The 26888-nt window shown below is 53.5% G+C and carries 30 protein-coding genes and 1 tRNA gene; 13 read left to right on the top strand and 18 right to left on the bottom strand.

All coding sequences use genetic code 11. The features are described from left to right. Window positions 1-4: 4 nt before the first annotated feature. The 4 genes from frhG to mptA form a co-directional block, all read right to left on the bottom strand. Window positions 5-970: a coenzyme F420 hydrogenase subunit gamma gene (gene frhG, locus J2T58_RS01040; protein WP_253486743.1), complete on the bottom strand. Its 966-nt coding sequence runs from the start codon at window positions 968-970 to the stop codon at window positions 5-7. Continuing rightward, window positions 957-1436 (bottom strand): coenzyme F420-reducing hydrogenase, FrhD protein, encoded by a 480-nt coding sequence (frhD, locus tag J2T58_RS01035; RefSeq protein WP_253486741.1) that lies wholly within the window; start codon window positions 1434-1436, stop codon window positions 957-959. The genes frhG and frhD overlap by 14 nt, the downstream gene beginning before the upstream one ends. An 8-nt stretch (window positions 1437-1444) precedes the next feature. Continuing rightward, on the bottom strand, window positions 1445-2812 hold the full coding sequence (gene frhA / locus J2T58_RS01030; protein ID WP_253486739.1) for a coenzyme F420 hydrogenase subunit alpha: 1368 nt from the start codon (window positions 2810-2812) through the stop codon (window positions 1445-1447). A gap of 401 nt (window positions 2813-3213) precedes the next feature. Further along, the gene (gene mptA / locus J2T58_RS01025) at window positions 3214-4149 is read right to left on the bottom strand and encodes a GTP cyclohydrolase MptA (protein ID WP_253486737.1); all 936 of its coding nucleotides are present in this window, start codon (window positions 4147-4149) and stop codon (window positions 3214-3216) included. A 122-nt stretch (window positions 4150-4271) separates the two neighbouring features. Here mptA and ilvC point away from each other — a divergent pair, with 122 nt between their 5' ends. Next, window positions 4272-5264, top strand: a complete 993-nt coding sequence (gene ilvC / locus J2T58_RS01020) for a ketol-acid reductoisomerase (protein WP_253486734.1) — start codon at window positions 4272-4274, stop codon at window positions 5262-5264. Between the two features lie 57 nt (window positions 5265-5321). After that, the gene (locus tag J2T58_RS01015; RefSeq protein ID WP_253486732.1) at window positions 5322-5810 is read left to right on the top strand and encodes a flavodoxin family protein; all 489 of its coding nucleotides are present in this window, start codon (window positions 5322-5324) and stop codon (window positions 5808-5810) included. On the opposite strand, the gene purL is transcribed toward J2T58_RS01015, so the two are convergent. After that, on the bottom strand, window positions 5807-7882 hold the full coding sequence (gene purL / locus J2T58_RS01010; RefSeq protein WP_253486730.1) for a phosphoribosylformylglycinamidine synthase subunit PurL: 2076 nt from the start codon (window positions 7880-7882) through the stop codon (window positions 5807-5809). The two genes, J2T58_RS01015 and purL, sit on opposite strands and share 4 nt — an antisense overlap. Window positions 7883-7972: 90 nt before the next feature. Between purL and J2T58_RS01005 the strand changes: the two genes are divergently transcribed. Then, on the top strand, window positions 7973-8584 hold the full coding sequence (locus J2T58_RS01005; protein WP_253486729.1) for a translation initiation factor IF-2 subunit beta: 612 nt from the start codon (window positions 7973-7975) through the stop codon (window positions 8582-8584). 159 nt (window positions 8585-8743) lie between these two features. Here J2T58_RS01005 and J2T58_RS01000 read toward each other — a convergent pair whose 3' ends face one another. The 7 genes from J2T58_RS01000 to J2T58_RS00970 form a co-directional block, all read right to left on the bottom strand. Beyond that, complete coding sequence (locus tag J2T58_RS01000) at window positions 8744-9016, bottom strand: hypothetical protein (RefSeq protein WP_253486728.1); 273 nt, start codon at window positions 9014-9016, stop codon at window positions 8744-8746. Between the two features lie 187 nt (window positions 9017-9203). After that, window positions 9204-9473 (bottom strand): DNA-directed RNA polymerase subunit L, encoded by a 270-nt coding sequence (locus J2T58_RS00995; protein ID WP_253486727.1) that lies wholly within the window; start codon window positions 9471-9473, stop codon window positions 9204-9206. Window positions 9474-9518: 45 nt separating this feature from the next. Further along, the gene (locus J2T58_RS00990) at window positions 9519-10238 is read right to left on the bottom strand and encodes an MBL fold metallo-hydrolase (RefSeq protein ID WP_253486726.1); all 720 of its coding nucleotides are present in this window, start codon (window positions 10236-10238) and stop codon (window positions 9519-9521) included. Next, window positions 10235-11515 carry an ATP-binding protein gene (locus J2T58_RS00985; RefSeq protein ID WP_253486725.1) on the bottom strand — a complete coding sequence of 427 codons (1281 nt, stop codon included), beginning with the start codon at window positions 11513-11515 and terminating at the stop codon, window positions 10235-10237. The genes J2T58_RS00990 and J2T58_RS00985 overlap by 4 nt, the downstream gene beginning before the upstream one ends. Before the next feature lie 49 nt (window positions 11516-11564). Further along, window positions 11565-12440, bottom strand: coding sequence for a type II methionyl aminopeptidase (gene map, locus J2T58_RS00980; protein WP_253486724.1), 876 nt, complete (start codon window positions 12438-12440; stop codon window positions 11565-11567). Beyond that, window positions 12437-13567 (bottom strand): M24 family metallopeptidase, encoded by a 1131-nt coding sequence (locus J2T58_RS00975; protein ID WP_253486723.1) that lies wholly within the window; start codon window positions 13565-13567, stop codon window positions 12437-12439. The genes map and J2T58_RS00975 overlap by 4 nt, the downstream gene beginning before the upstream one ends. A 45-nt stretch (window positions 13568-13612) precedes the next feature. Beyond that, complete coding sequence (locus J2T58_RS00970; protein WP_253486722.1) at window positions 13613-14212, bottom strand: hypothetical protein; 600 nt, start codon at window positions 14210-14212, stop codon at window positions 13613-13615. A 171-nt stretch (window positions 14213-14383) separates the two neighbouring features. Here J2T58_RS00970 and J2T58_RS00965 point away from each other — a divergent pair, with 171 nt between their 5' ends. The 3 genes from J2T58_RS00965 to J2T58_RS00955 all read left to right on the top strand — a co-directional run bounded on the left by J2T58_RS00965 (window position 14384) and on the right by J2T58_RS00955 (window position 15059). Then, window positions 14384-14626, top strand: coding sequence for a hypothetical protein (locus J2T58_RS00965; RefSeq protein WP_253486721.1), 243 nt, complete (start codon window positions 14384-14386; stop codon window positions 14624-14626). A gap of 25 nt (window positions 14627-14651) precedes the next feature. After that, the gene (locus J2T58_RS00960) at window positions 14652-14951 is read left to right on the top strand and encodes a hypothetical protein (protein ID WP_253486720.1); all 300 of its coding nucleotides are present in this window, start codon (window positions 14652-14654) and stop codon (window positions 14949-14951) included. Window positions 14952-14986: 35 nt separating this feature from the next. After that, window positions 14987-15059 (top strand) — tRNA-Asn (locus J2T58_RS00955). 173 nt (window positions 15060-15232) lie between these two features. On the opposite strand, the gene J2T58_RS00950 is transcribed toward J2T58_RS00955, so the two are convergent. Continuing rightward, window positions 15233-15421, bottom strand: a complete 189-nt coding sequence (locus J2T58_RS00950; protein ID WP_253486719.1) for a type II toxin-antitoxin system HicB family antitoxin — start codon at window positions 15419-15421, stop codon at window positions 15233-15235. 242 nt (window positions 15422-15663) lie between these two features. Between J2T58_RS00950 and J2T58_RS00945 the strand changes: the two genes are divergently transcribed. From J2T58_RS00945 to J2T58_RS00930, 4 genes are read left to right on the top strand one after another with little or no spacing between them, the layout of a single operon-like run. After that, window positions 15664-16131, top strand: coding sequence for a formylmethanofuran dehydrogenase subunit E family protein (locus J2T58_RS00945; RefSeq protein WP_253486718.1), 468 nt, complete (start codon window positions 15664-15666; stop codon window positions 16129-16131). Further along, a complete protein-coding gene (locus tag J2T58_RS00940; RefSeq protein ID WP_253486717.1) occupies window positions 16128-16871 on the top strand; it encodes a metal ABC transporter ATP-binding protein in 744 nt (247 codons plus the stop codon). The genes J2T58_RS00945 and J2T58_RS00940 overlap by 4 nt, the downstream gene beginning before the upstream one ends. Further along, window positions 16843-17703, top strand: a complete 861-nt coding sequence (locus J2T58_RS00935) for a metal ABC transporter permease (protein ID WP_253486716.1) — start codon at window positions 16843-16845, stop codon at window positions 17701-17703. The genes J2T58_RS00940 and J2T58_RS00935 overlap by 29 nt, the downstream gene beginning before the upstream one ends. A gap of 52 nt (window positions 17704-17755) precedes the next feature. Continuing rightward, window positions 17756-18718, top strand: a complete 963-nt coding sequence (locus tag J2T58_RS00930; RefSeq protein ID WP_253486715.1) for a metal ABC transporter substrate-binding protein — start codon at window positions 17756-17758, stop codon at window positions 18716-18718. 270 nt (window positions 18719-18988) lie between these two features. Here the strand turns inward: J2T58_RS00930 and J2T58_RS00925 are convergent, their stop codons facing one another. Genes J2T58_RS00925 through J2T58_RS00915 form a run of 3 tightly spaced genes read right to left on the bottom strand, consistent with a single transcriptional unit; the run spans window position 18989 to window position 22112 of the window. Then, window positions 18989-19657, bottom strand: a complete 669-nt coding sequence (locus tag J2T58_RS00925) for an ABC transporter ATP-binding protein (RefSeq protein ID WP_253486714.1) — start codon at window positions 19655-19657, stop codon at window positions 18989-18991. A gap of 4 nt (window positions 19658-19661) precedes the next feature. After that, entirely contained in the window at window positions 19662-20867 is a 1206-nt protein-coding gene (locus tag J2T58_RS00920) for an FtsX-like permease family protein (RefSeq protein WP_253486713.1), read from the bottom strand. Between the two features lie 6 nt (window positions 20868-20873). After that, on the bottom strand, window positions 20874-22112 hold the full coding sequence (locus J2T58_RS00915; RefSeq protein ID WP_253486712.1) for a COG1361 S-layer family protein: 1239 nt from the start codon (window positions 22110-22112) through the stop codon (window positions 20874-20876). A gap of 132 nt (window positions 22113-22244) precedes the next feature. Here J2T58_RS00915 and thiM point away from each other — a divergent pair, with 132 nt between their 5' ends. Genes thiM through J2T58_RS00900 form a run of 3 tightly spaced genes read left to right on the top strand, consistent with a single transcriptional unit; the run spans window position 22245 to window position 24926 of the window. After that, window positions 22245-23051 carry a hydroxyethylthiazole kinase gene (gene thiM, locus J2T58_RS00910; protein ID WP_253486711.1) on the top strand — a complete coding sequence of 269 codons (807 nt, stop codon included), beginning with the start codon at window positions 22245-22247 and terminating at the stop codon, window positions 23049-23051. Beyond that, on the top strand, window positions 23041-23685 hold the full coding sequence (gene thiE / locus J2T58_RS00905; protein WP_253486710.1) for a thiamine phosphate synthase: 645 nt from the start codon (window positions 23041-23043) through the stop codon (window positions 23683-23685). The genes thiM and thiE overlap by 11 nt, the downstream gene beginning before the upstream one ends. Then, entirely contained in the window at window positions 23685-24926 is a 1242-nt protein-coding gene (locus tag J2T58_RS00900) for a BaiN/RdsA family NAD(P)/FAD-dependent oxidoreductase (protein ID WP_253486709.1), read from the top strand. The genes thiE and J2T58_RS00900 overlap by 1 nt, the downstream gene beginning before the upstream one ends. Here J2T58_RS00900 and J2T58_RS00895 read toward each other — a convergent pair. Next, the gene (locus tag J2T58_RS00895) at window positions 24912-25523 is read right to left on the bottom strand and encodes an SIS domain-containing protein (RefSeq protein WP_253486708.1); all 612 of its coding nucleotides are present in this window, start codon (window positions 25521-25523) and stop codon (window positions 24912-24914) included. The two genes, J2T58_RS00900 and J2T58_RS00895, sit on opposite strands and share 15 nt — an antisense overlap. 41 nt (window positions 25524-25564) lie before the next feature. Next, complete coding sequence (locus J2T58_RS00890; RefSeq protein ID WP_253486707.1) at window positions 25565-26878, bottom strand: sodium-dependent transporter; 1314 nt, start codon at window positions 26876-26878, stop codon at window positions 25565-25567. Window positions 26879-26888 lie beyond the last annotated feature (10 nt).

The raw sequence follows: 26888 nt of genomic DNA, 5'->3' as shown, positions 1-26888 counted from the left end.
CTCCTCAGGGCTGCATAGCAGCGTCTATTGCGTCCATGATCGCCTCATACTGGTTGACCACGTCGAAGCTGAAGAAGCTCCGCGGGCACTGGGCATAGCATGCACCGCACTTGATGCAGAGGTCGCGCTCGATCTGGGGCTTGCCGTATTCCATGCTGATTGCACGAACCGGGCAGGCTGCTGCACATGAGCCACAGCCCATGCAGAGACCCTGGTTGATGACCTGGGTCATGATGTCGCATCCACAGGCTTCGGTGCCTGCTTTTGCAAGGTTCATGAACGGTGTCAGGTATGCTCCTGCAAGTGCTTTCTGCTCGTCGTTTCCTTTCAGCAGCAGGTACGCCATGACACAGACGTTTCTGATCTGCTGCGGTGTCGGTGCACATCCGGGGATGTAGACATCGACATCGATGAGATCGCCGATCGGCAGGAAGCCCTCATGCTGGGGCTGGTTCATCTGACCGCCACGGCAGAATCGTGTGATGTTGCCATAGCAGGCGCATCCGCCGAGTGCTACGACGATCTTTGAATTCTTTCTTGTCTCGATGATCTCCTCGACTGAAAGGTGGTCATTAATACAGACCGACCCCTCCACAAGGGCGACATCCATCTCAGGGATATGCCGGACATCTGCTAATGTGAGACAATAGACGAGGTCCGCATATTTGTCAAGAATTGTTAACAATCCTTCATAGTTATCTGCAAAGGACACCAGACACCCGGTGCATCCACTCATGTGTACGTGTCCTACAGTAATCTTCTCAGCCACTGGCTTCTCCTCCTTAGGTTCTTGTATAATTGACGCCTTTTTTTCGACAATTACGTCAGCCGGCTTCTCTGTCGCAGGCACAGACTCTGTCTTAACAGGCTCTGCCTTCTGGACAGCAGGTTCAGGCTTTTCATCCTTCTTCCCCTCACTGACGTCGTGTTTACCGAATAACAGGGCCTTGAGGGATTCAAGAATTCCCATTTTCCACCCCTATCTCCTTCAATACAACCTGAATCGTCCGGGGTATAGCTTCCTCGACCTCCTTTGAAATACTGAGTTCAAAGTCGGCTGAAGGTACATTCTTTGGCTGGCACCCGATGACCATGATATCAATGGTATCCTTCAGGCGTGTGAGTGGTTCAGTGAGATCCCATGAATGGGCATCACGGTAACTGCCGGGTGGCAGGTCCTCAGCCCGGAGCTTTGTGAGCGTTCCGGGTTCTGCGCCGAAGTCGACGATATCGATGATTATCAGCTTCTTTGTGACTCCGTTGTCGAGCATCGTAAAGCAGAAGTGAGGGCCGCCAAGGCCGACATCGACTGCTTTTACATTGTCGGGCAGTTCATATGCCTTCAACCGCTCCACAACCTCAGGACCGAAGCCGTCATCGCCAAAGAGCATGTTGCCACAGCCGGCGATGACTATCTCGGGGTACAGCTCATCCATGAACGCACTCACTCGAGGAGCTTCTCTGCTACGAGCCTATTGTCCTCATCTATGACGATCATATGGGTCGCACAGGAGACACAGGGGTCGTAGCCACGGACGATCATCTCGCCTAGCTGCCAGGGTGCTCCTTCAAGAGCCCGGCTGCAGGTCGGGAAGTTCCAGGTCGTCGGAACGAGCATCGAGAACCATTCAACCTTGCCGTTCCTGACCTTTGCCAGGTGCGTGTCACAGCCTCGTGGGGCTTCGTTTGCAGCCCATCCGATTGATCCGTCACCCTGTGGGATTACGTCCGGAACGACCGCACCTGAGCAGTTCAGTGCGTCTGCTGCCTCAATCATCTTGTAGACAGCATCCATGAGTTCCATCTCACGTGCAATATGCTGGCCTATTGTTCCCTTCTCGTCATAGTTCTTGTACTGAACCAGACGTGCACGGGGACCGACCTCGACGGGCTGGCCGTCATAGAGTGGAACACCGGTGCAGGCCTCCATCTGCGGCCAGGCCTTTGTACCTGCCTTTGTGGTGCCGCCGACCGGGTATGATGGGTCTTCGAGGGTGATCTCTTGCTCACCCATGTACCAGTCCCATGGCCGGACTTCAGTCCAGCGCTCAGGGAACCAGGTCGGGTTCTCATCAAGTGAGCTGCTACCGTAGACAGGGTCTACTGCCATGTATCCCTGGTTGTGGTATCCAAGATCCTTTGGTATCGGGATCTCTTTTCCACCGACCTCTGTCCAGTCGCGCTTCTGGAAGTTCCGGTAGATTGCAATCATGAACTCCATCTGCTCGCGTGCAAGCGGTAGCGCCATCTTTGCAAGATCATTGATCTTTGCCCTTGCCCGTGGGGTGATGTTAGTGTACATACCGCCGACACGGGGGTTTGATGGGTGAACCGCTTCGCCTCCGACGATCTCACCGACCGTCTGGCCGACCATTCGGAGGGTCTGGATACGCTTTGCAACGCTTCTGACCGGCTCCTCTGGGGAGAAGGGGTTGATCTTTGTGTCTGTTCCTGGAAGATACATATCAGGTAATGCCAGGATTTCATGCAGTGCATGGCTGTGGAGCCTGTTTGCACACTGGAGAATCAGCCTGAGAAGATATGCATCCTCTGGGATCTCACATCCGATTGATGCCTCCATCGACTCTATTGCAGCGAGGGTGTGGGCAATCGGACAGATACCACAGACACGGGATGCGATCTTTGGGACCTGCTCCATCGTCTTGCCGATGGCAAGCTTTTCAACACCCCTGACAGGGGTAATGGAGATCCAGTCTCCGCGCTCGATGATGCCGTCATCATTGACTTTCAACACGAGCTTGGAGTGGCCTTCATGCCTTGTGGTTGGGGAAACTTCTACTACTTTCGACAATGTTATCGCCTCATCCAAAATGTGGTGATCGATTTGCTGTACATTATATATTCCTGTGCGGTTATGACACGTACCAAGGTACGCTGAAAAGAATTGGATCGATATCGTTAATTATAGTTTTTGATGTCAGACAGGGCCTGATCGACATTATATATAAAAAAGTAATACTTGGTATTACAAAAAATACGGGTTGTTCAAAAACACGCTTATTTTGCAATTTATCCATATATTTTCTCGTATTGGATGAAAAAAGGGGTGTGCGCTCTCTTTTACGACAATTTTAAATTATAAAAAAATTAAAATATTATTCGAGTTTGTTTCCTCCGGATCTGGAAAAGGAGCATCAGCCCCAAAAAAAGAGTGTTGCCGTGAGCAGCACTCCGGAGGGATGATGTGGTTCTTTACTCGCCATTCAGCTCTGAATAGAGCTCGGCAAGGGTGGCATGACGTTCTGCATAGGCATCATGCTGATGAATACTCTCTTCATTCGTCTGTTTAATCGTCACGTAGGCATCCCCAGGGAGGTGGCCGAATGTTGATACGACCTTCTTTGCCATCTCCCTGACACAGTCCTCGACGAATCGTGGGTTTTTATGTGCTTCCATTACAACGTAACTCTCGTCACCCCGCTTGAGGAGCTCATAAATCTTCCCACTCATCGACTCCTTGAGGACGTTAATGACATCCTCCAGAGGGACGTGCTGATCATCGTCTGTCTCGATGCAGAGGAACCCTTTTCCACGCTGGTTATGGGTTGCCATGGGTACTTCATCGAAGAATCTGCCCATCTTCTCTGCATCAACACCCAGGCTCTCAAGGACGATCATGGCATGATCCTTCATGATATTCTGGGCACATGGGCAGGCAGTCATACCGGTTACCTCTGCACCGATGCTCTTTCTGATGATCGGCTCCCTGCTCGTCCGCTGGGCGATAGCCCTGGCATGGACCGTCACGACTTCATGGCACTGGGTTCCGGTAACCGGAGTCTCCCTCTTCACCATGAACTCGCTCTTCATCCGGACCTCGGTTCGCTCGGCATACTCATGCCGGTCGAGGAGTTTCCGTGCAACAGTGCTGCAGACCTCCTCGATCTCCTTAACTTCTCCACCGATTGCCTTATCCATGACATCATCGATGACCTCGAAGTTCCTCGAAAGGTTTGCACCTTTAAGGGAGCCCGGGAGATCGACGAAGATATCAAAATTTGATATAAAGATTGCCGGCCGCTTTCCAGCCCGTGCAACTTCAATCAGTTTTCTTACATTACGTACGCCCACCCGGCTCAGATTGATCCGGATATCGGGGATAGTGGACTGAATATCTGACAGTTCCATGCGAAAAGACCTCTATGTCGTATCTTCTTGAGAGAAGACTCAGATGATAAAAGTACAGTCAGGTATGAGCCGGAGTATAATATATTTATGTAGGCTCAAGCCGCATATACTCTGGAATACCTATGGTTCAGAAGTACTATGACGCAGACGCCGATCTCTCGTACCTCAAAGGGAAGAAGATCGCCGTCATCGGCTACGGCTCACAGGGCCGGGGCCAGGCATTGAACCTCCGCGACAGCGGGCTTGATGTCATCATCGGGCTCCGCCCCGGAAAGAGCTGGGATGAAGCAAAAAAGGATAATTTCGAGGTATTTTCGGTTTCAGATGCCGTGAAGATCGCCGACCTTGTCCAGATTCTCCTCCCTGATGAGGCGCAGGGTCCCGTCTTCCGCTCGGAGATCGGTCCGTTCCTCCGTGATGGTGCATCCCTTGTCTTTTCCCATGGGTTCAACATCCACTACGGCCAGATTGTTCCGCCCGAGGGTGTGGACGTCTTCATGGTCGCTCCAAAAGGGCCCGGTTTCATGGTCAGACGAACCTATACCGAGGGCAATGGTGTTCCGGCCCTCATCGCTGTCTATCAGGATGTCTCAGGCAATGCCCGGAATCTTGCCCTGGCATATGCAAAGGGGATCGGATCAGCCCGCGCGATGATACTTGAGACGACCTTCCGCGAAGAGACCGAGACCGACCTCTTCGGAGAGCAGGCCGTTCTCTGCGGCGGTATCACCTCGCTCATCAGGGAAGGGTATGAAACCCTCGTTGATGCAGGCTACAGCCCTGAGATGGCATATCTTGAGGTGCTCCATGAAACAAAACTCATCGTTGACCTCATCTACGAAGGCGGCTTCACGAAGATGCGCCGGTATATCAGCAACACCGCCCAGTATGGCGACCTGACCCGTGGCCCCCGTGTCATCGGTCCTGAGAGCAGGATGGCGATGGAGGAGATCCTCTGCGAGATCCAGAATGGAACCTTTGCCAAGGAGTGGATCCTCGAGAACATGGTCAACCGCCCCGTCTTTAACGCGCTCACCCGTGCCGACGAAGAGCACGAGATTGAGGCTGTTGGTGCCGAACTCCGGAAAGATATGCCACAATTTAAGAATTTATAAATAATTCTTCACACTTTTTAAAAAACCTTATTGCCAATAAGAGAGATATACGGCGCTATGCGCTCCATTTGTATCTATCACAGCGAGACGGGTACTACGCATGCGGTGATGAACGAGGTTGTCCGGTCCATCGCTTCCGAATCTCTCAGGGTCCGGGATCTGGCAGGGTATTCTAAAGCGACGATGTTTCTTCTCGGCGCTCCGCGTGCACTTCTCGGTGCTCATGCCAGGATTGAGCCCTCGTCGTTCGATCTGGATGGATATGATCTTGTCATCATCGGGTCACCCGTCTGGGCATCCCGGCCGACTCCGGTGGTCAATGCGATATTCTCTTCGCTAAAGCATGCATCCGGCAAAAAAGTGGTTCTTGTCTGTACATCCGGCGGCTCTCCCGGTTATACCCTGAAGATAATGGATGAGCGTGCCCGGTCTCTTGGCATGGAGGTTCTCGGGAGGTTCCATATCGCCCACTCAATGCAGGGGGGGAGGGATGATGAGGAGCAGAACGCCCTCAAAGAACTCCTCTGGGATATTGCACGATCCTAATCGATCCTCATCAGATCCCCAATCGTCGAGGCGGACCTGGCCAGATCCTCATCTGTCAGCCGTATCGTTTCATCCCCTGCGAGGATTGTGAGGGCGTCTCCACCAACCGTTCCAAGGATGGTATGGGGGAGATCCCTGAGGATTGTTCTGTCATTGACGGCGACAAGGAAACGTGCATAGGATTCGGAGAAGAGGGCCCCGATCGGATCTCCCCTGATCTCAACGCTGCAACGCGGTGCGATCTTTGCCAGTGCGGTGAGGAGGCCGCCCCTGGAGAGATCGGTCACTGCCGCAAACCCGCCCGACCGGACCATATTCCGGATTGAGACGACGATTGCGGGATCGCCGGCCTCCGGGGCATCGCCGCCGCATCCGGTGATGCAGTCGAGGATCGAGCCGCCAAACTCCGGCTTTGTCGTCCCGATGAGGGCAAGGATCGTTCCATCTTTTGGAGGTGTTCGTCTGATCACCTCACCTTTTCCGATCATCCCAAGCATCGGGGTTGGCTTGATCTGGGTGTCAAACTCATCACTCTCATTATACAATGAGACATTGCCCCCGACGATCGGAGCATCAAGAAGCCGGCACATCTCCCCCATTCCCGCAATCGACTCTGCAATCTGCCAGTTAATCTCAGGGTGGACAGGGCTTGCGAAATTGAGGCAGTCAACGGTGCAGATCGGCTCTGCCCCATAACAGGCAAGGTTAGAGACATTCTCAAGCACCGCATTTGCTGTTCCGTCACGGGGACGGAGGTGGATATGGCGTGGATTGCATCCGCAGGTGAGGTAGAGCCCGTCTCCATCAAGCCGGATACATGCTGCATCCGGGCCGAGAGAGACGGTTCTGAGCTGGACATCATGATCATACTGGGAGAATACCCAGTCCTTTGCAGCACACTCGGGGTGAGCGAGTACCTTCAGGCAGAGGGTTCTGATATCCTCATCCGGACGGGTGAATGGCTTCTCGAGTGAATATGGCTGCATCCCGCGGTCGCATGCCGGAGCACCCCCGACGAGGAGATCGATCGGGAGATCGCAGACGACCGCACCCTTGAACTCGACGATATATCTGGGCTCGGCTATCACCTCTCCGACATCCGCCCAGGCGAGATCGTACTTTTCAGCGATCGAACCGATCAGTTCGACATCCTCGGGGGCGACCTCTGCAAGCATCCGCTCCTGTGATTCTGCGAGCATGATCTCCACCTCGTTCATCCCGGATTCCCGAAGTGGAACATTGTCAGCAATAATTCGTGCACCCAGGGTGCTGGACATCTCACTTGATGCACCGGCGAATCCGGCAGCCCCAAGATCCCTGCATGCACGGATCTTTCCGGTGCTGCACATCGCCATGGTCGCATCGATGAGGAGTTTCTCGATATAGGGGTCGCCGACCTGGACGCTGGGGCGGTCTTCCGCCTCGGCATCCTCTGAGAGATCACGGGATGCAAAGGATGCGCCGCCAAGCCCGTCTCTGCCTGTTCTGGCTCCATAGAGGATCAGACGGTTCCCCGGGGTCTTGACGCGGCCGGTTATCACGTTCTCTGGATCAAGCATTCCCACGGCGACGACGTTGACGAGGGGATTGCCCCGGTAACTCTCGTCAAAGATGAGATCTCCCCTGACAACCGGAACACCGATACAGTTGCCGTAATCTCCGATGCCGGATACAACATGCTCAAAAAGACTCTTCGTCTTCTCTGAATCGAGGGTGCCAAAACATAGGGGATCCATCAGGGCGATCGGCTTTGCGCCCATTGAGATGATATCGCGGACGATCCCGCCGACACCGGTGGCAGCACCATCGTATGGATCGACGTAGCTTGGATGATTATGGCTCTCCATCCCGATTGCAAGCGCGACCTTCTCTGAGAAGGAGACGATCGCCGCATCATCTCCCGGTCCGATGATGACATTCTTCCCATCGGTCGGGAGGGTTCTGAGGAGGGCTTTTGTGGATCGGTAGCTGCAGTGTTCACTCCAGAGATTCTCAAAGGCAGCAGCCTCAAGAGGTGTTATATCCCTGCCGAGTTGTGAGCAGATGGCCATGTGGTCTTCGGAGGATAGCATTACCAAGAGAGGTCAACCCGGAAGGAGAAAAAGCATCTCACACCCGATCCGATACCATCCTTTTTACAGCCTGCCTCCCATATAGTGAGCATGGTCGATTCGTACGAGGAATTATTAAAGAGGGCGTACACCGACATCACCGAACCGACGGAGACGGGGGAGCGTTTCGTCGTGCCGCAGGTGAAGTCGTACCTTGAGGGGAAAACAACTGTTCTTGAGAACTTTTCAGAGATAGTTGGGACACTCAGCAGGGATCCCGATCATCTGATGAAGTTCATGCTCGGTGAACTCGGGACTGCCGGGAAGATCGATGGCAGCCGGGCAATCTTCAATGGAAAATTTGAGACCGATGTACTCACTGCAATCGTGAAGAACTACATCGATGACTTCGTCATCTGTACAGAATGCGGCAGGCCGGACACCCGGCTCGTCAAGGATGATCGGATCATGATGCTCAGGTGTGATGCCTGCGGAAGCCATCGTCCGGTGAGGAAGCGCAGGGCACGGACCGAGGTGAAGGGGACGAGCCTTGAAGAGGGGATGGAGCTTGATGTGGATATCGAGTCGGTCAGCCGCCGTGGAGACGGAGTTGCCAAACATGGAAAATATATCCTCTATGTGACCGGTGGAAAACCAGGACAGAAGCTGAAGGTCAAGATAACCAAGATATCAGGGCAGGTCGCATTCACCCAGCGGCTCTGAAACATCTCTTTTTTTAGAATCTTTCACGATCGCCCATCTTCAGATATAATGGAATATCATGGTGTTTATATATGTTTCAGCAGGAAAAAAGAGCGTCATGGTATCCGATGTTCTGGATAACCTGATTTTTTGTGTTCTCCACGCGGTGCATGGAGAAGGTCAGTCGTCTTCTCTTTCATCACTTTCCATTTCAACAGTCTCTTGTGGACTATTATCCTGTTCGGCATAGACAGGCCCGGTATTCTCCCAGAACCGATCATCCTGAATCTCTCCAGCTCCGGAGGATCCGGATCCCTTCATTACAAAGATATAGCCAATAGCAGCTATAACAATTCCAAGAACAAATCCTGTTGATCCGATCAGGAAGGTCATGATCAGGATGATTGCAATGGCTGCATACAGAAAGTTCTTCTTTTTCCCTTCTAATGGCATAACCCTTCCTTTTCCATATATCCTTATAAAATTTTCCAATTGTTAAAAAATATTTATTTTATTATATTGATATGTGTAATGATATTCATTGTAGAGTTGGGAATGATTCAGAAATAATCATTGTCCGTGTCTTGACAAAAGAATGTAACAGGGGAGGAAAAAAAAGACTGGGCCATAATGTCTGATATCAGGCAGATCCTACCTGGGTGATCAGCTCATTACATGATCTGCTGATCCGATCGCATGCCTCTCTGATGGCAGTGATTGGATCCTTGCTTCCATCGGTGGTCACCAGAAGCTCGGGGTCAGAGAACTGATACTCAATTACATATTTGGCAACATTGACTGCCGGATCCCTGAGGATCTCATCGGCAAGAAGGTTCATGAAGGTGTGATTCTCTCTGACGAGCACCATTCTGACTTTATTTTTTTCAAGCTCCAGGATTTTCAGGTGCATGGTATAGATCATTTGGCATGGAAACTATATTAGATATTGGTGGGCTCAAAAGGTGAAGGTCTCCATATCCGATCCGCTGTGTGGCATATCCCAGGAGATCATATGGCTCATATGGACACATCGGAACGTTTTTGGCTTTAGCTCTTCTGCGAGCTCTATGGCATCGTCAAAATTCATATGTTTCCCGATACTGATGCCCGGCGGGGCGAGTGCGTCAAGAAGGAGCAGGTCGGCCCCCTCCATGCAGGCGAGGCTCTCTGCAGGGATATCCCTGTTCGTATCAGATGAATGAACAAAGATCCCGCCCTCTGACTCTACCCTGACTCCATAGGTCGGAGCACCGGGGTGGGAGACCGGGAAGAGCGTTATTGCAAGGCCAAAGAGGGAGAACGGGGTGTATGGCATAACCGGATGTCGGGGAGAGGGGAGGAAAGAGAAGATACCGCCGCAATACTCAAGGACTTCCGGGGCAGCATACATCGGAGGAGGGTGCTGGATCCGGTAGAAGTCTCCAAATCCCATGAAGTGATCATAGTGTCCATGCGTCCAGATGCCTGCATCGATATGGGGTGATCCGGTTCTGAGGAGCTGCACCCGCATATCCGGCGACGTATCGATGATCAGGTGTTTCCCCTCATTTTCGATGAGGACGGATGTCCTGAGCCGCTCTCTCCCCTCACTCCATGCTGTACTGCAGTTTTCGCAGGAACACCCAATCTTCGGAGTCCCGATTGCATCCCCTGTTCCAAGGAGGGTGATCTTCATGAAACGACCAGTCCGCCTTTCCGCAATGCATTTCTCCGGTCAACAAGGAGCATCCCCTGCTCGATATCCACCCCGGTGATCTCCTCCCTTCCATCGATCAGACCGACCATTACGGCTTCTTTTACCATCAGCCTGAGATCCGCACCAGAAAATCCCTCCGTTCTGAGTGCCAGGGTTGTGAGATCCATGGAGATATCAATATCCCGTGTGATCGCCCCAAGAATCTTCTCTCTCATTCCCGCATCCGGGAGGGAGAATGGGAGCACCTCGTCAAATCGTCTCCATACCGCCTCATCAAGAATTCCCGGATGGTTTGTTGCTCCGATAAAAAGCACTCCTGATCGGATAAGGCTGACATGATCGATACTCATCAGAAGGGTATTGACTGCACGCTTCATCGCCCCATGATCATCCGAGTCCCTGGTTCGTGCCACGTAATCGAACTCGTCAATGAAGAGGATACAGGGGGAGAGCTTCCTTGCGATCTCAAAGATGCGGTCGATATTCTTTGAGGTCTCTCCCAGGTACTGTGAGGTGATCATGGAGAGCCTGACCTCCAGGATCGGCATGTGGAGAACTTTGGCAAGCGAGAGGGCAAACGAGGTCTTCCCGGTACCTGGTGGTCCAAGGAAGAGAAGCCGCCCGATCTGGTAGATCTGATGTTTTCTGAGGTACTCCCTGTTTTTGAGAGCAACCTTGATCTTTTCGATCACTTCAAGCTGTTCGGATGTTGCGACAAATACCTCAAGCGACTCCTCAATCTCCTCGGGCGCGCGGAATGTCACCAGCCCAAGCGCCTCTTTCATCTCTTCAGATTCCGCAGCGATGGGCTCGATTCTCTTCTCAAGGAAAGCCCGGCTGTCCTCATACAGCGGGTTCTTCTCCCGTGCAGCATCATAGGTGATACCGCTGATACCTGCCTTCTCGTAATAATAGGCGAGGGCCGGATTGACTTCTGCCATGGGTCTTCCACCCTTGTCAAGGAACCACCGGGCCGCACCGTCGAGAGTGGTGATCGAGAGGCGCTTTCCAAAGTCGTCGAATCCGACGAATGGATTTGTACGCACGAGCTGATCTGCATCTTCGACTCCCAGAACCCGCCTGGCGGTACTGTTACTGATGATAAAGGGCCGGTTCAGTTCAGAACCATTTTTACCAACTCCGAATGCCTCCCGGTGCTGAGGGGTGAGATCAGGGATGCCAAGTGATATCTCATGGTTGACAATCTCCGCAGTGAGGAGAAGCTCCATGAGCCGGAGGGTGGTGTGGTCTGCCATCTCCATATATTAACCTTACATATTCTCTCTGCTGTCGAATAAGGGTATCTCACCGGGTAGTGACGATACACCCGTCTTCGGTCACGATGATCGTATGTTCAGCCTGGGATACAAGGGAGCCGGGAATATCCTGGAGAACAGGGTATGGCCTGATGATGCCCTGCCGGATAAGGGTGGTGAGGGCGAGATCAGCCCGGCTGGTTGTCAGCCATCGCCTGGCAAACGGCAGACCGCGGCGATCCCTGATCTCTTCAAGGATGCGCCGTGCAGCCGGAGGGCGGACCGGCTTTACCGCTATCTGCGAAAAGATCTCGCACCTGTTCCCCTCACTCACCCGCCCTGAGCCGGTGGATGCAAACGGCTCGATTGCGATGACCATTCCTTCCTTGAGGAGAGGTCCCCCGGATGATCCGATATTTGGAATTGACGGGGCGGCATGGAGGGAGAACCGGGCAAGACCATGGCCGGTCAGGTTGGCGACCGGGCGGTATCCCCGCATGGTGATCGTCTCCTGGACGGCCGCTCCTATCTCCCCGGCAGATGTCCCTGGCCGGGCAAGGGAGATTGCGGTATCGAGGGCGGCGCGCGATGCCTCGATAAGATTCCCATGGTCTCCAAGATCGATGGAGACTGCTGTATCTGCAATATATCCATCAATATGGATGCCAATATCAAGTTTAACGAGATCCCCTTCCTGGAAGATTCGCTCATCACCTGGTCCGGCTGTATCATGTGCCGCTGCTTCATTGATGGAGATATTCGGCGGGAATGCTATCCCCGCCCCGGCATCTGCGACCATTGAACAGACCGAGTCTGCAATGTCCGAGAGGAGTACTCCGGGGGTGATCTGTCCTGCCCCATCAGCAAGTATTCTCTTTGCAAGGCGGCCAGCTTCGCGGTACTGTTCAATTATTTCATCATTCATATACAGAAGACCTCTGGAAATCTGGTAAAGCGGTCAAATCCATACTTTGTCACTGCACCCATATCCTCGATACGGACCCCGCCGACTCCGGGGTAATATAATCCCGGCTCAATCGTGATGACATTACCGGCTGCAAGCGTGCTGCCGCGGCTACTGAGACCGGGTGCCTCATGCACCTCAAGGCCAACGCCATGCCCGAGGCTATGGACAAACCCGTTGGGCTCTGTCTCATACCCTGCGTCACGGAGGTGGGAGGCGACCGCCTGATAGATGACCGATCCGTCTGCTCCATCACGGACAAGAGAGAAGGCGAGGATCTGTGCATCTGAGACTGCTGCATGCATCTCCCGTATCTCAGGGGTGGCTTCGCCCCGGACAACGGTCCGTGTCATATCCGCAAAGTACCCGGTCTCTTCGTCCTGGGGAAAGATATCGATGATGATCGGTGCATCTGCGGTGATCGGACCGCTCCCCCGCAGATGGACATCCGCGGTCTCCTCGCCTGAGGCGACGATTGTATCCATTCCGCGGCAGCCATGTCTGAGAAGTGCCGAGTGAATGCCATATCTGACCATCTCTGATGTGAGGACCTCCCCCTCCGGTGTTATCAATTGGTCATGAACCGGCTCTGATCTCTGAATCATCGAGATTGCTCTGTTCATCGCATCTTCGGTAGCCTGCTGCACCCGACGGATCATCCCCATCTCCTGAGGGCTTTTGATGGCCCGGAGTGTCGATAGTGCATCCCTTTCAACAGATACGGATCTGAGAGGCTCAATCTCCATTGCAAGCCCGAATGGAAAATCGGGAGGGAGCAGAATATGACCACCGGCAAGATCCGCAATGACCCTCGCGGTCGCCTTCAGAGGATCAGGTTCGTCCTTCAGAATGGTGAAGAATCCTGCATCTGCCCTGCTCATCACCGAGCAGGGAGACTCAAGGCCCGCCCTGTGAACCTCCATGGCAGGAACAACAATAGTGCCCCGCTCCCCAATTCGCTTCAGATAGATGATCGGATCGCTCGTCCGGAACGAGGTGAGGTACCGGAGTGTGGCATCCGCCGAGGTGCCATAGGCGACGAACGCCTCTGCCCCGGCCTTCTGCAGGGCATCATCGAGTGCATCCATTCTTTATTATATGGTGCAGGAGGTGATGTATCTTCGGAAAAGGGATCAGGTCTGGCGTGCTTCTGCCCGGGCGAATGCTGCATCTGCCCGGCTGATTGCGGATGCCGCATCCCGGGAGAGGGTGTTTCCGCTCTCAAGGTATGCAATCGCCTCCCTGCTCTCCCCCCGGCCCGCTTCGACCTCGTCGATATAGTGGGAGAGGGATGAGAGGCGGCCGATGAAGGCGTTCTGGGCATTCCACATCTCCTCATCATATACCCGGAGATCCCAGGCATTGGCAATCGCATCATCCCTGCCTCCCCCTTCGAGGCTCTCTGCAACCTCAGAATACCTGACGACATCAGATGAGAGGAGGAGGTGCTTTCCGGCAAGATCCATGAGGAAGGTCTCTTCACGCATAATCTGGGTTCTGAGGATCCGGGTGTTTGGTGTGGCAGAGTCGAGTTCGATATTCCAGAGATCGATGCCGATCGTATAGACGAGGATATAGCTGTCAAGGCTGTTCCTGTGTGCTTCCTTTGATGATCGCACCTCCTTCCATTCCGAATCAAGGTCATTGTTTTCAACACATCCGGATGTACTAACAAAAAGAAGGAGGACGAGGATCATTCCTGCCATCAGCCAGAAGAAGCGACTCGCCCGCATGGTTCAACACTAGAGTATGAAGTGATCAAATATAGTTATATCTTTTATTGATGCCCGAATTTTGAGAACCAATATCATTTCTGGTCTTCCATGGGGGGTTCCTTAAATCCACTATCTGGACCGGCTTTTATGATCGTGCATGCTATCTATTGGCAGGGCATATAATGATCCATGGATGAGTCAGCCAGGCAAATCTTCAAGTTTAAGTATATTAAGCTCGTCATGATGCTTAATGTCCTCATCTTCTCTGTTGCAGCAGCTATTCTTATCTTCTTCATCGTCCCTCCGGAATATGCGCTCCGAATGCCGGTTGTTGCCGCCCTTGCGGTTATCGCGGTGGTTACCGGAGTTGTCACCCGGAAGAGTTACATTGAGACGAAGAAGTGGCTTGATATTCATGGAAAGTCCGCATAAAGGGGTTATATGGGGTTGATACCGGGTGCTTGAAAAGATCGGTGATGAGATTGACCTGATCCGCCGGCACCTGATGGTTGCCCGTGCGGTCGTGGCACATGAACCGATCGGGATCATCAAGCTCTCCGATGTTCTCGGAGAGCCCCAGCACCGGGTGCGCTATTCCCTGCGAGTCCTTGAACAGATGGGATATATCCGCCCCTCTCCCCTGGGTGCGTATGCGACCCCGGAGACGAGGCAGATGCTCGCCAGCCTCTCTGAAGAACTTGATCTCCTCATCGCCACCCTTGAGGCGATGAAGCGTGATGGTATTGGGAATGTTTAAATGTCTTGAAGGGCAATTATTTTAGGCAACTCTGTGCCGCCATAACTCAGTTGGTAGAGTGACTGGCTGTTAACCAGTATGTCACAGGTTCGAGTCCTGTTGGCGGCGTCGCTGGATCATCATTGATCCAAATGATTTTTCTTTTTTTTGTTATTCTTGAATTGATGCCAATCTCCCTGACGGGTTTGACCAGATCACTGAGGTGCCAAAGAAGGTTCGGGATCTTGGGATGAAGCTGAAATTTGATCTATCTCCCCAGTGGAAGCATAGCCTGGAGTGGATTAAAACGGGGCGAATCGTGACTGAATCTCCTGAGGAGATGCGGTTTCAAAAAAGAGCTCTAAGGCCTCATGAAGGTTATTACGGGCTTCTTCAACTGTATCACCCTGGCTTGAAATGTCGTATTCGGGGCAGAATGATACATAGCCATCGCCTTCCTTTTCAATAATGGCTGTAAGCTGTATTTGCATTTTTCATCTCCCGTATTTTGTTATACTATCTTTCACGACACCATAAAATTTCCTTCGACTGAGTTTGTGTCTCAGAAGTATGGACTGCAGGATAACGGATACTCATCTGACACGAACCTGACAGGACCAGGGATCTTCTGTTTGAGGTGTGTCTCGTATCTGTATCTCATTGACCTCCGTGATTCCACTCATCATCGTAGCATCAAACCACTATTTTATAACATCAATGCATACAGATCATCATGCAGAACCATGATCATTGCAGGTACATGCACCTCAAACAGGACTTCTCATTAGAGGATCTCGCAGCATTTCATGGCCATCTTGGGCCTTTCATCGTCATTGGATACAGGATTGGAACGTACGTCCGGGATAATTTCTGCAATAATCCATTCGATCTCAGGGCACGCATCTACTGCTCAGGAACGCCACCCCAGTCCTGTCTCGCAGACGGTATCCAACTTGGCAGTGGGTGTACACTGGGGAAGCGGAACATCGAGATCATCGTGTCTGACACAGTTGCTGTCGAGTTTGAACGGGATGGGGAGATTCTCAGAATTATTCCGCACCCATTCACCATACCCGAGGGAACGATTGGAGACGGGAAGGATTACGAAGCGAGGGTCGAGGGCCTCGCCGAGGCGATGTTTGGCTATGATGACGCTGATCTCTTCAGCATCGGGACGAGTGAAGGCGGGAGTGTCAGATGACAAAGGGGATGATCCAACTCTCCGATGTTCAGACGGCATACGAGGGGTCGGCACTCCCGGTGATTCGGGGGATCAGCTGCTCGATCAATCCGGGCGAGTTTGTCATTATCGGCGGACCGAACGGGGCGGGGAAGACGACACTGCTTGAGACGATTAACGGCCTGCTCCCGATTGTCAGTGGGCGGGTTGTCACAGGCGGAATCGATGTTGCAAAGGATGGCAATAGCGTTCGCAGGCGGGTTGGCTACGTCATTCAGAACTTCAGTTTCGATCCTCTTGCGCCGTTCATCGTCTCCGATGTGGTGATGATGGGGCGGTTTGGCCTCCTCGGATATGGAAGGAGGCCGGGTGAAGAGGACCGGCGGATCGCTGAAGAGGCGATGGATCTGCTTGGAATACGGGATCTCGCCGACCGGCCGATTGGAAAGCTCTCAGGGGGGCAGCAGCAGAAGGTGCTCATTGCCCAGAGCCTTGCCAAGCAACCGGATATCCTCCTCCTGGATGAGCCGTTCTCCAACCTGGATCTCGCCACACGGGACTTTATATGTGGGATCCTTGCTGATCTCACCAGGCGTGGATGTACCATTGTAATGGTCTCTCATGCATTCGATGCACTGCCGGAGAATGGATCGATCCGCGTGATTGTGATGAATGATGGCACAATCACCTTTAACAACACCTGTTCGGCATCGGAGGTTGAAGGGCGGGTGCGTGGTCTCTCAGGTCGATCAAATGCTTGATCTCTTCATCGCAAACAATATCATCTGCCGTGCCGTCGAAGCGATGCTCTTCGCCTCAATTGCCTGCAGTATCCTCGGGGTGATCATCACCCAGATGAACATCTCGTCAATCGGGTTTACGATGGCGCATGCGGCATTCGCTGGTGCCGCTGCCGGGCTCTTCTTCGGAGTTGACGGGACCATTGCCGCCATTCTGGCAAGCCTGACACTGGCACTCCTTCTTGGCCCGCTCTCTGATAAGGCAAGGATGCCGACCGATACAATCCTTGGCATACTCTTTGGGATGACGATGGCTGTTGCAATCTTCTTCATTGCCTACATGCAGTATCATACGACAGGTGTCAATACCAGTGCACTCCTCTTTGGGAATGTCATCTCACTGTATCGATCTGATATCTATGCCCTTGCCGTCATCTCCATTCTGGCGGTCCTCTTTGTCATTGTTTTCTTCAAGGAGATAACAGCCGTGATATTCAACAGAAAGATTGCGGAGGCTTCAGGTATCAGGGTCCGGCCGATCCTCTATGCAATTCTCTTTATGATCGCCATCACGGTTGCACTCTCAATCCATATCATCGGCGGGCTCCTCCTCTATGTCTGGCTCGTCACACCGGCAGCGATAGCCTACCAGTTCTGTAACTCCGTCCGGGGGCTCTTCATCCTTGCGCCAGCAGTCGCCGGAACGGTAAGTGTTACAGGAGCCTGGATCGGGCTTTCTTACTCCCTCCCGGTAGCCCCGCTGATCGCTGTATCATTCAGTGCCCTCTTCGTCATCGCCGTGATCATCTCTCCGAAACGGAGGGTGCCAAAAGGAGTTCCTCAGGGTAAATGATAATTTATTAATATGTGTACTATACCATAACTCATTGATAGAAATGAGTACAATGAAACAACTACTTTTCATCCTTTTCGTTTTATTCATTGCCGGAGTGCCGGCTGCCGGAGCAATGAATATCGTGGCAACAACGACCGTCTATGCTGACCCCATCTCCGCAATCGGGGGGGATCATGTCAGCGTCACCACAATTGCCGATCCGACCGTCTGCCCGCATCTTCAGGGTGATATCATCGATACACGAATCCAGATGCAGAAAGATGCCATTGTGGAGGCAGAATACTTCTTCCACCACAACTCCCCGACCATGGACAATATCGCAAAACAGGCTGTTGATAGGTTCCTTGATGCAAACTTCGGAAGAACGCCGGACTGGATAACAACTGATCAGCAGATCTGGAACACCCCTGAGCAGGCATCGACATTTGCCGAGGAGATTAAAGAGATCCTGATCAGCCTTAATCCGGCACATGGGGAGGACTTTGAGGTGAACTATCGTGCATATCTCAGGTCGATTGAGGCAGAGGATCTGAGTGGCGGAGAGAAGGAGAGAATCGGGGGCCAGGATGTCATTGTGATGGTCTGGCAGCGTGAGGCGGCAGAGTCCTGGCTTGGGCTCAATGTCGTCTCGATATTCGGACCGGAATTTTATATGCAGGGCCGGCACACCCCGGTGAAGGTGATCGATGCTATCAATGCCGACCCGGAGCAGTACCGCAATGTCCGTTATGTCATTGAGAACATGCAGTCAGGCGAGATGGCAAAAGGCATCGAAGAGGCGCTCCATGACCATGGGATCATGGCTGAGAGGGTTATTTTTACCAACTTCCCGCGTTCACTCCCCGATGTGGACTCTCTCCCCGGGGTCATCAGGCATAATAAACAGACGGTCGATCCTGAGGCAGCATCTATACCCGGGGAGCCGGTCCCTGCTGAGCGATCCTCAATGGCGCTGATACCGGTCATCGGGGGGATCCTGGCAGTTGCGGCTTTTCTGATCAGAAAAGAGTGAATGCAGGCCCCCATCCATCTTTTTCATCCCGTATCCCGTAGAACCTGCCCTGAGGCGGGCATTCGGGAAGAGGCACGGAGTATTGCGAACTATAATGATAAACAATCAGAAAAAGGCATACCTACTCATGCTGTAACCTCTTTGATACATTCACGCTTATAAGCAGGGAAAACCAGGGATGTTGCTGAAGAAGCAGTTGAGGGCCTGCTACCACCTGATACATATGACCGGGTGGTCTACTTTGAAGTAAAACAAACGTGATGTACCCCCTCACCCTTCCACAATCTTCCCATCTGAGAGCCGGATCAGACGATCAAAATACTGCTGATGCCAGTCTTCATGCGATATCATCAGCACCGTCTGATTATTCTCCTGGTTGATCTCCCTGATGAGGTCAAGGACAGCTTTTGAGTTCTTTGAGTCAAGGTTTGCACACGGTTCATCGGCCAGCAGGATGGCAGGATCATTGACAAGCCCGCGGGCAATGGCGACCCGCTGCTGTTCGCCGCCGGAGAGCTCTTTTGGAAGATGATCGGCCCGTGGACCCAGCCCCACATGCTCAAGCATGGTCAGGGCCCTGCTCTCCATCTCGTCTTCGGGGATACCTCGCGCCATCAGCGGGAGGATGACATTTTCATATGCGGTCAGCTCCAGGGAGAGAGCATACTCCTGAAAGACAAAACCGAGCCATTCCAGCCGGAACAGAGTCTTCTCATAATCAGAGAGTCTGAGGACATTCTGTCCGGAGATGGAGATGGAACCGCCTGTCGGTGTATCGAGAAGGCCGATCATATGAAAGAGTGTCGACTTCCCGCTCCCTGACGCACCGGCGATACCGACAAACTCCCCTTCACCGATCTTGATGCTCACCCCGTTTAATGCATGAACGAGCACGTCCCCCATCCGGTAGGTCTTTGTGAGATCAGTCACTTCGATCATTCAATCATCCCCGCATCGCCTCAAGGGTATTCTCCCGGGTGATCCGCCATGCCGGTATTAATCCGGCAAGCCCGGATGCAAGTGCCAGCCACCCCGCATTCATAAGCATCACCGACATCTCAAAGATCGGAGAGACATCCCCATCAGGAAACTCAAGCGGATGTGCCGAGAAGTAGACCATCAGGAGATTCACTATCACCATCCCGAGGATGGTGCCAAACAACCAGATGAAGAGTGCCTGCATCAGATATCCGCCGATGATGATTCGGTTTGTGATCCCGATCGCCTTCTGAATGCCGATCTGTCGGCGGTTGTTGATGGTCTTGATCGTAAAGACGATTCCTATAACGACAATCGCAATGATCATACTGACGACGATTGCAATACGGTCAATGATCAGGAAGGTCTCCACCATATCATCTATCTCAAGGAGCATCGCCTCTTCCCAGGTCTCAACCCGCTCCTGGACTCCATATTCCATAAGACGCATCTTCACCTGGCCGAGATCCTCACCCCCTGATGCCCTGACAAGCACCTCTGTCGCTTCTGTATTCTCAAACCCCAGAACCTCGTTCATCTCCTCCCATGAGATGAAAGCCATGTAATCTGCCTGATAGGATTTTGTCGCAAACACTCCCTTCACACTGTATGTCCTGCCGACACCGTTTGCGTACATCACCTCAACAGAGTCGCCTGCCCGGACACCCCCGAGTGAATCAAAGAAGTCCATGCCGGGATCCTCATGGCCAGCAACAAACATCCCAAGCAGGATACCATCGTCGCCGGGGGAGAGGAAGTCACTTCCTTGTATCATATGTTCGTGAATCTTTGTGACCTCCACTTCATCCCGGGGATTGATCGCCGTTACCGGGACACTCACCATCGATCCTTTATGCGTCAGGGTTCCGCCGATCGAATACCGGGCTGATGCACGGGCAACACCCGGCACCCTGTTGATCCGCTCCATGAGTTCATCCACATGATGGAGTGTCCGTTCATCATGATCGGGGCGTATCACAATGTCTGACGTGACATAATCGACCGTCTGGTCATGGAAAAGAACAACAACCCCTCCGATAAATCCGGAGAAGATGATCATGTTGGTGAAGACCATCGCGATGATGAGGATATTTAAGAGCATCCCGGTCTTCCCTCCCCGCCGAATTGCACGCCAGGCAAGGAAGAGTGAGACCCGTACCCATGAAAACACGCCCGGTCACTCCGTTCTCTTCTTTTTGAGCAGATAATAGCCTGATGCTCCGATGATGATCAGTATGAGAATGGCAGCAGCGATGGGAAGAACAAATCCTTTGCTCTGTACAACCTGGATAAGATCTTCCCTGCTCTCATGATCCCCATAATCATCAGAGTACCGGACGGTGAGTGTATAAGGGATATCCCCGCTCTCACCGGCGGTCAGTCGGAAGACCGCCGGAGCATCATTTCCCGGGCGGATCGTTCCGATGAAGGCTTCACGGCTCCCTCTCATCGGAATATCAATATCTGCATAGACGCTGGTAGCTCTTCCCGTTCCGGTGTTTTCAAGCCTGATGACGAGATTGAACTGCTCCCCAGCTGTGAGTGTAACAGGTTCTGTCCTCACCGAGGAGATGGCAAGTGCGGCTGATCCCCGCACATCAACAGAGTATGATGCCGTCTCCTGCACCAGCGTTCCATCAACTCTGTGATAACGGATAGTTATCGGGAGTGAGTAGAGCCCGGGTTCTATCTCCCTGCTGACACGGAATGAGAGTGGCATCATCAGATCGCTTCCCGATGGGAGTATCGGGGATGATGATGCCCTGGCCCCGACAGGGGCGATCATCGCCTCACCATCTCCTAGGGAGATGAGGATATCATGTGCAGGGCTCTTTCCGATATTTTCAACCGTGAGTTCTGTATTGATTGTTTCACCGGGCTGGACAAACGGGAGATCCCGCTGTGATATCTGGATATCCGGGATTCTGATATGGGAGATCGGCATATTGACATTTACCGGTATCGGGTAGATAGTACTCTCGCCGCCTTTCACCCGTACCCTCAGGCGTGGAAAGAAGACCCCCTCCTTCTCCGGGGCTTTGATCAGGAAGGTGAGATCAATGGACTGGCCCGGCCCGATGACACCTGTGAAGGCTGCATTACCATCCAGAACGGAAATATCGCCACGCCCGTCCAGGAAGACGCTCTCGACGATCAGCGGCACATCTGCACTCTCCGATGATGTTACTGTCTGAACGGCAGTGAGTATCGTTGCATCCGTCTTCTGTGCGGTTGTTGCAGTATTCATCAGGGTTACCCTGATGAGCCCCTGCTCCCCGGGCATCAGGACCGCAGGGGTAACGGAATGATCAGTGATGATGACTGCCGGGCCTGTTGCTCCGGCTCCTCCGATGAAGAGTATACAGAAGACAAAAAAGATCAGGATGGTACGGTGAAGGGCAGAAATCTGGTGCATAGGAGCTCTCCGGAATAATAGGAAAACTATCATGGGTGTATATAAACCAATCGGATTATTTTGAAGAGAGGATACTCTGTATGCGCTTCCCCTTCCATACCACTTTTCTCTCTTCATAACCAATACGTACATGTGAAACAGCACTGTGGAGAGCTCTTATCTGAGGTCCGTAAGGAACGGCCTCTCGTCCATCATATCACCAACACCGTCACCATCAATGACTGTGCAAACATCACCCTCGCTGCCGGTGCTGCGCCGGTAATGGCGGGCGCCGCAGAAGAAGCTGGGGAGATGGCAGGAATTGCGTCTTCACTTGTTCTGAACATTGGAACCCTCTGGCCTGGCCAGGTTGACGCGATGATCATCGCAGGGAAGGCCGCAAATGAGCGTGGAATTCCGGTCATCCTTGATCCGGTCGGTGTCGGGGCGACGACGCTCAGGACCGAAAGTGCACTTCGTATCCTGAGGGAGTGCAACGTGACAATTCTGAAGGGGAATGAAGGCGAGATCGGTGTCCTTGCCGGGAGCGGTGGCACTGTCCGGGGTGTCGATTCATATGGCTGCTCCGGTGATCCCGTCGATGTTGCCCGCCGGTGCGCAGAGGTGACAGGGACCATCGTCGCCATGACCGGAGAGGTCGATGTCGTCACCGGTGATGGCGAGGTCTATCTCATCAGAAACGGCCATCCCATGATGGATCGCCTCTCGGGAACAGGATGCATGGCAGCATCTCTCGTCGGGGCCTTTGCTGCTGTTGCTTCATCTCCGTCGAAGGCTGCCGTTGCGGCACTTGTGGCATTCGGCAGAGCCGGGGAGATAGCTGCCCCCGGAGCCGCAGGACCATATTCATTCCGGACAGGGCTCTTTGATGCCCTCTATTCCCTCTCACCTGAGGATCTCAGAGAAGGGATGCAGGTGGAGATCCGGCGTGGCATTTGATCTCTATATCGTCACCGATGAGGCGGTAGGCCTTGGGAGATCCCATACCGAGCTTGCACGGATGGCTCTTGAAGGCGGTGCGGATGTGATCCAGCTCCGCGACAAGACGATGCCCTCCCGCCGGCTCTATCAGGTGGCTTCGGAGATCAGGGCGCTCACCCTTGAGGCAGGCGCCCTGTTCATCGTCAATGATCGGGTGGATATTGCCCTTGCCTCGATGGCGGATGGTGTTCATCTCGGCCAGCAGGATCTTGCGGTTGGAGAGGCACGCCGGATTACACCACCAGACTTCATTATCGGGTGCTCGGTTGGAAATCCGGACGAAGCAGAACTGGCCGAGGCGGCCGGTGCCGATTATATCGCTCTCAGCCCGATCTTTCCCACCACCTCAAAGGATGATGCCGGGAACGGCCATGGCATCGCAACACTCAGATCGATCAGATCGGCCTCCTCCCTTCCGCTGGTTGCCATCGGCGGGATCAGCAGAGGAAATGTCGCCCCGGTCATCGCTGCCGGGGCAGATGGTGTTGCTGTCATCTCGGCGGTCCTCGGATTCGAGGATGTCAGATCAGCAGCTGCGGAACTGAGGGAGGCGATACGTATGGCAAAGAGAGAGCCCTGTCCGGAGTGCTGATGGCAGAGACGGTCATCGGTATCATCGGGGGCGGGCCGGCCGGACTCTTCTCAGCCATTCATATCGCAGCGGAGGGCCTGCGGATCATCGTCTGTGAGAAGAAGGCTCATGCGGGGCGCAAACTCCTCATCACCGGGTCGGGACGGTGCAATATTACCCATGATGGTGGTATCGCCGACTTCTTCCCCCATTACGGTGATAACGGAGCTTTTCTCAAAGCATGTCTCCGGGGATATACCAACCGGGATCTCATCTCCTTCTTTGAAGAGCATGGCTGCCCGGTCATCACCGATGATAACAACAAGATCTTCCCTGCATCAGGGAAGGCTTCAGATATCCTCTCCATCCTGACCACTGCCTGCCGGGAGCGGGGTGTTGAGATACGCACCGGAACCCCGGTCACTGCGGTATCCCGAACCGGAGATCGGTTCATCCTTGAAGCCGAAAGCGGGGATGTGGAGACTGATATCCTCATCATCGCAACCGGGGGGGCATCCTACCCCTCCACCGGATCGACCGGGGACGGCTACCGTTTCGGCGAATCACTCGGCCACCGGATCGAAGAGATCGGCCCGGCCCTCTCACCGGTCTATCCTGAGGAGTACCCGCTCTCTGATCTTGCAGGGATCTCTTTTGATGATCTCACCGTCTCGATCCAGCGTGAGGGGAAGATCATCAGAAAGGTCTCCGGTGATCTCCTCCTTACCCACGAAGGCCTCTCCGGCCCGGTGATCCTTCATGCGTCACGGTTCATCAGGAAGGGTGACACAGTACGGGTTGCCTTCCTTCCTGAGAAGAGCCAGGGGGATATCAACAGAATCCTCACCGAAGGGCAGGCAACCGGGGGAAAGCGACTCGTCAGGACGATCCTTGCACAGTATCCGATCCCGGTGCGGTTCATCCAGCAGCTCATCGTTACGGCGGGGGTTGCGGATGACTGCACCATCGCCCATCTCAGGCGGGAGGAACGCCTCGCAATCGTCTCCCTCCTCACGGCATGGCCGTTTCAGGTACGGAGGGTCGGTGGATTCGAAGAGGCGATGGTGACCCGGGGGGGTGTCGCTCTTGATGAGGTCTCACCAAAGACGATGGAGTCAAAGCTCGTGAAGAACCTCTATTTCATCGGGGAGGTCCTCGATATCGATGGCGATACCGGGGGATACAATCTCCAGGCTGCATTCTCAACCGCCATCGCTGCTGCCAGGGATATCAATAAAAAGGGGATATCATTGCATATTTGAGAACCGCCGCCTGACCTCTTCGGGATCAAGGTGGCGTGCCTTCATCAGGGCTGATATGATGGCATCAGAGAAGATGAGTGCGACCATCTCAAAGACAGCTCCCCGCCCGATCGGAACGGATGCAGAGCGGTACTGCCCGGTGATCTGGCGGATCTCATACTCCTGTGGGGATATCCGATGATCCCCGGACGACTCCCCGAGATCGATTGCGATCTCCGCGTCCTTCCAGGTTTTGGATCCTATGTTTGCCGTAATGAGACAGATGATTCCCCCCAGCTCCCGGACCTTCTCACAGGTATTCACCACAGATTTCGTCTCTCCGGATCCGGAGAAGGCGATCAGCACATCCCCGGACTCAAATGCAGGTGTGATCGTCTCACCGATGACATAACAGGTGAAACCAAGGTGCATCAGCCGCATCGCAAAGGCTTTTGCGACAAGTCCCGATCGCCCGGCACCGGTGACATAGATCCGCTTCCCTGAGAGGATCAGGGATATCAGTTCCTCTGCCCTCTCTTCTCTGATCCGCCCGGCGACACGGGTCACTATCGCAGCCGTCTCAAGCATGGAGGTGGCTATCTCATCATCGTTCTGCATTTATGATGAGCATATGCGATCATTCTCTATCAGGGTATCGATCACCCGGTCAGCAGATCCATTGTCAGGATGAAGAGTGTGACAACCAGCACCACCGGGATGACGTACCTGCATACCCAAAGGATGAAATGGGGGATCGGCCCCTTCATCCCGCCCTTCTCCCGAAGGAGGTGGGGATCAAGGAGCCATGCAAACGCGATTGCTGTTGCGAGTGCCGTCAACGGGAGGCCGAATGTCCCGGCGGTCTCATCAAGGAGATCAAGAATCGGAATGCCCTGTACCGAGAGGTTCATCGCGGAATAGCTGAGTGCTGAGGGGAGGCCGATCAGGAGTACCCCTCCGGTCAGCAGAAGGCTTGCTCTCCTCCTTGAGATCCCTCTCCGCGCAATAAGCGATGCAATCGGCATCTCGATCATCGAGACGGTTGCCGTCAGTGCGGATACAAAGAGGAGAAGGAAGAAGGCAAACCCCACATACGCGCCATAGGGGATCATCTCAAATGCCTGTGGGAGGATGACGAAGGTCAGTTCAGCCCCCATTGCAGGAGATAATCCATGGGTGAAGACGATCGGAAAGATGATCAATCCGGCAAGGATAGCAACCGTGAGGTCAGCAAGGGTGATATAGACGGCAGAACGGGCGATAGGAACGGTTCGCCGCAGATAGGATCCATAGGTGAGGAGGATACCTGTGCCGACAGAAAGGGAGAAGAATGCCTGGCCGAAGGCGGATCCCCAGAGCATGGGATCAGAGAGGACAGAGAAGTCAGGGGTGAGGAAGAATTCGATCCCCTCCCGGTACCCTGAAAGGGTGATGACGTAGATCGCAAGGCCGATCAGGATGAAGAAGCTGAGTGGGATGAACCAGCGGGCAATCCGCTCGATCCCCTCCTTAACACCAAGAGCGACCACACCGCCTGTCAGGAGTGCGGAGATGATGAAGAAGGCGACCGGAGCATAGCTCCCGGTAAATGTCTCAAAGCAGCCATCAGTGGAGAGCAGGGAGAAGAAGACGAAGGCGAGTGTCCACCCGGTGATAACAAGATAATAGCTGAGGATGACAAAACCGACTGCAATAAAGAGCCAGCCCACCTTATCGAAATGATGATGGACCTTCTCAAAAGCAGTGACGACATCTGCGGCAAGCGCACGGCCGGCCTTGATCTCAAGGATCATCAGGGGGAGGGCGATAACAAAGACGGCAAGGAGGAACGGGAGTAGAAACGCCCCTCCTCCGTTTTCACCCACATGCGTCGAGAATCGCCAGATATTTCCGATACCGACCGCAGCACCGATTGAAGCAAGGATAAATCCTAATCCTGAAGACCAGTGCTCCTTCTCTGTCTCAGGTACCATGGGGAGATGG

The sequence above is a fragment of the Methanocalculus alkaliphilus genome, from assembly GCF_024170505.1.
In the GTDB taxonomy this organism is placed as follows: domain Archaea; phylum Halobacteriota; class Methanomicrobia; order Methanomicrobiales; family Methanocorpusculaceae; genus Methanocalculus; species Methanocalculus alkaliphilus.
The sequence above is the reverse complement of the archived record's forward strand: the minus strand, read 5'-3'. Positions and strand labels throughout refer to the sequence as shown.

Coding starts and splice junctions, on each gene's coding strand:
- J2T58_RS00930 (WP_253486715.1), top strand. CDS start 17,756: ATGAAACAACTACTTTTCATCCTTTTCGTTTTATTCATTGCCGGAGTG.
- map (WP_253486724.1), bottom strand. CDS start 12,440: ATGAATGATGAAATAATTGAACAGTACCGCGAAGCTGGCCGCCTTGCA.
- J2T58_RS00890 (WP_253486707.1), bottom strand. CDS start 26,878: ATGGTACCTGAGACAGAGAAGGAGCACTGGTCTTCAGGATTAGGATTT.
- J2T58_RS00940 (WP_253486717.1), top strand. CDS start 16,128: ATGACAAAGGGGATGATCCAACTCTCCGATGTTCAGACGGCATACGAG.
- J2T58_RS00950 (WP_253486719.1), bottom strand. CDS start 15,421: ATGCAAATACAGCTTACAGCCATTATTGAAAAGGAAGGCGATGGCTAT.
- purL (WP_253486730.1), bottom strand. CDS start 7,882: ATGCTATCCTCCGAAGACCACATGGCCATCTGCTCACAACTCGGCAGG.
- J2T58_RS00900 (WP_253486709.1), top strand. CDS start 23,685: ATGGCAGAGACGGTCATCGGTATCATCGGGGGCGGGCCGGCCGGACTC.
- frhG (WP_253486743.1), bottom strand. CDS start 970: ATGGGAATTCTTGAATCCCTCAAGGCCCTGTTATTCGGTAAACACGAC.
- J2T58_RS00975 (WP_253486723.1), bottom strand. CDS start 13,567: ATGGATGCACTCGATGATGCCCTGCAGAAGGCCGGGGCAGAGGCGTTC.
- ilvC (WP_253486734.1), top strand. CDS start 4,272: ATGGTTCAGAAGTACTATGACGCAGACGCCGATCTCTCGTACCTCAAA.
- J2T58_RS00970 (WP_253486722.1), bottom strand. CDS start 14,212: ATGCGGGCGAGTCGCTTCTTCTGGCTGATGGCAGGAATGATCCTCGTC.
- J2T58_RS00915 (WP_253486712.1), bottom strand. CDS start 22,112: ATGCACCAGATTTCTGCCCTTCACCGTACCATCCTGATCTTTTTTGTC.
- J2T58_RS00995 (WP_253486727.1), bottom strand. CDS start 9,473: ATGCACCTGAAAATCCTGGAGCTTGAAAAAAATAAAGTCAGAATGGTG.
- J2T58_RS01005 (WP_253486729.1), top strand. CDS start 7,973: ATGGTCGATTCGTACGAGGAATTATTAAAGAGGGCGTACACCGACATC.
- J2T58_RS00985 (WP_253486725.1), bottom strand. CDS start 11,515: ATGGCAGACCACACCACCCTCCGGCTCATGGAGCTTCTCCTCACTGCG.
- J2T58_RS01015 (WP_253486732.1), top strand. CDS start 5,322: ATGCGCTCCATTTGTATCTATCACAGCGAGACGGGTACTACGCATGCG.
- J2T58_RS00990 (WP_253486726.1), bottom strand. CDS start 10,238: ATGAAGATCACCCTCCTTGGAACAGGGGATGCAATCGGGACTCCGAAG.
- frhD (WP_253486741.1), bottom strand. CDS start 1,436: ATGGATGAGCTGTACCCCGAGATAGTCATCGCCGGCTGTGGCAACATG.
- J2T58_RS00925 (WP_253486714.1), bottom strand. CDS start 19,657: ATGATCGAAGTGACTGATCTCACAAAGACCTACCGGATGGGGGACGTG.
- J2T58_RS00965 (WP_253486721.1), top strand. CDS start 14,384: ATGGATGAGTCAGCCAGGCAAATCTTCAAGTTTAAGTATATTAAGCTC.
- J2T58_RS01000 (WP_253486728.1), bottom strand. CDS start 9,016: ATGCCATTAGAAGGGAAAAAGAAGAACTTTCTGTATGCAGCCATTGCA.
- mptA (WP_253486737.1), bottom strand. CDS start 4,149: ATGGAACTGTCAGATATTCAGTCCACTATCCCCGATATCCGGATCAAT.
- J2T58_RS00945 (WP_253486718.1), top strand. CDS start 15,664: ATGCAGAACCATGATCATTGCAGGTACATGCACCTCAAACAGGACTTC.
- J2T58_RS00895 (WP_253486708.1), bottom strand. CDS start 25,523: ATGCAGAACGATGATGAGATAGCCACCTCCATGCTTGAGACGGCTGCG.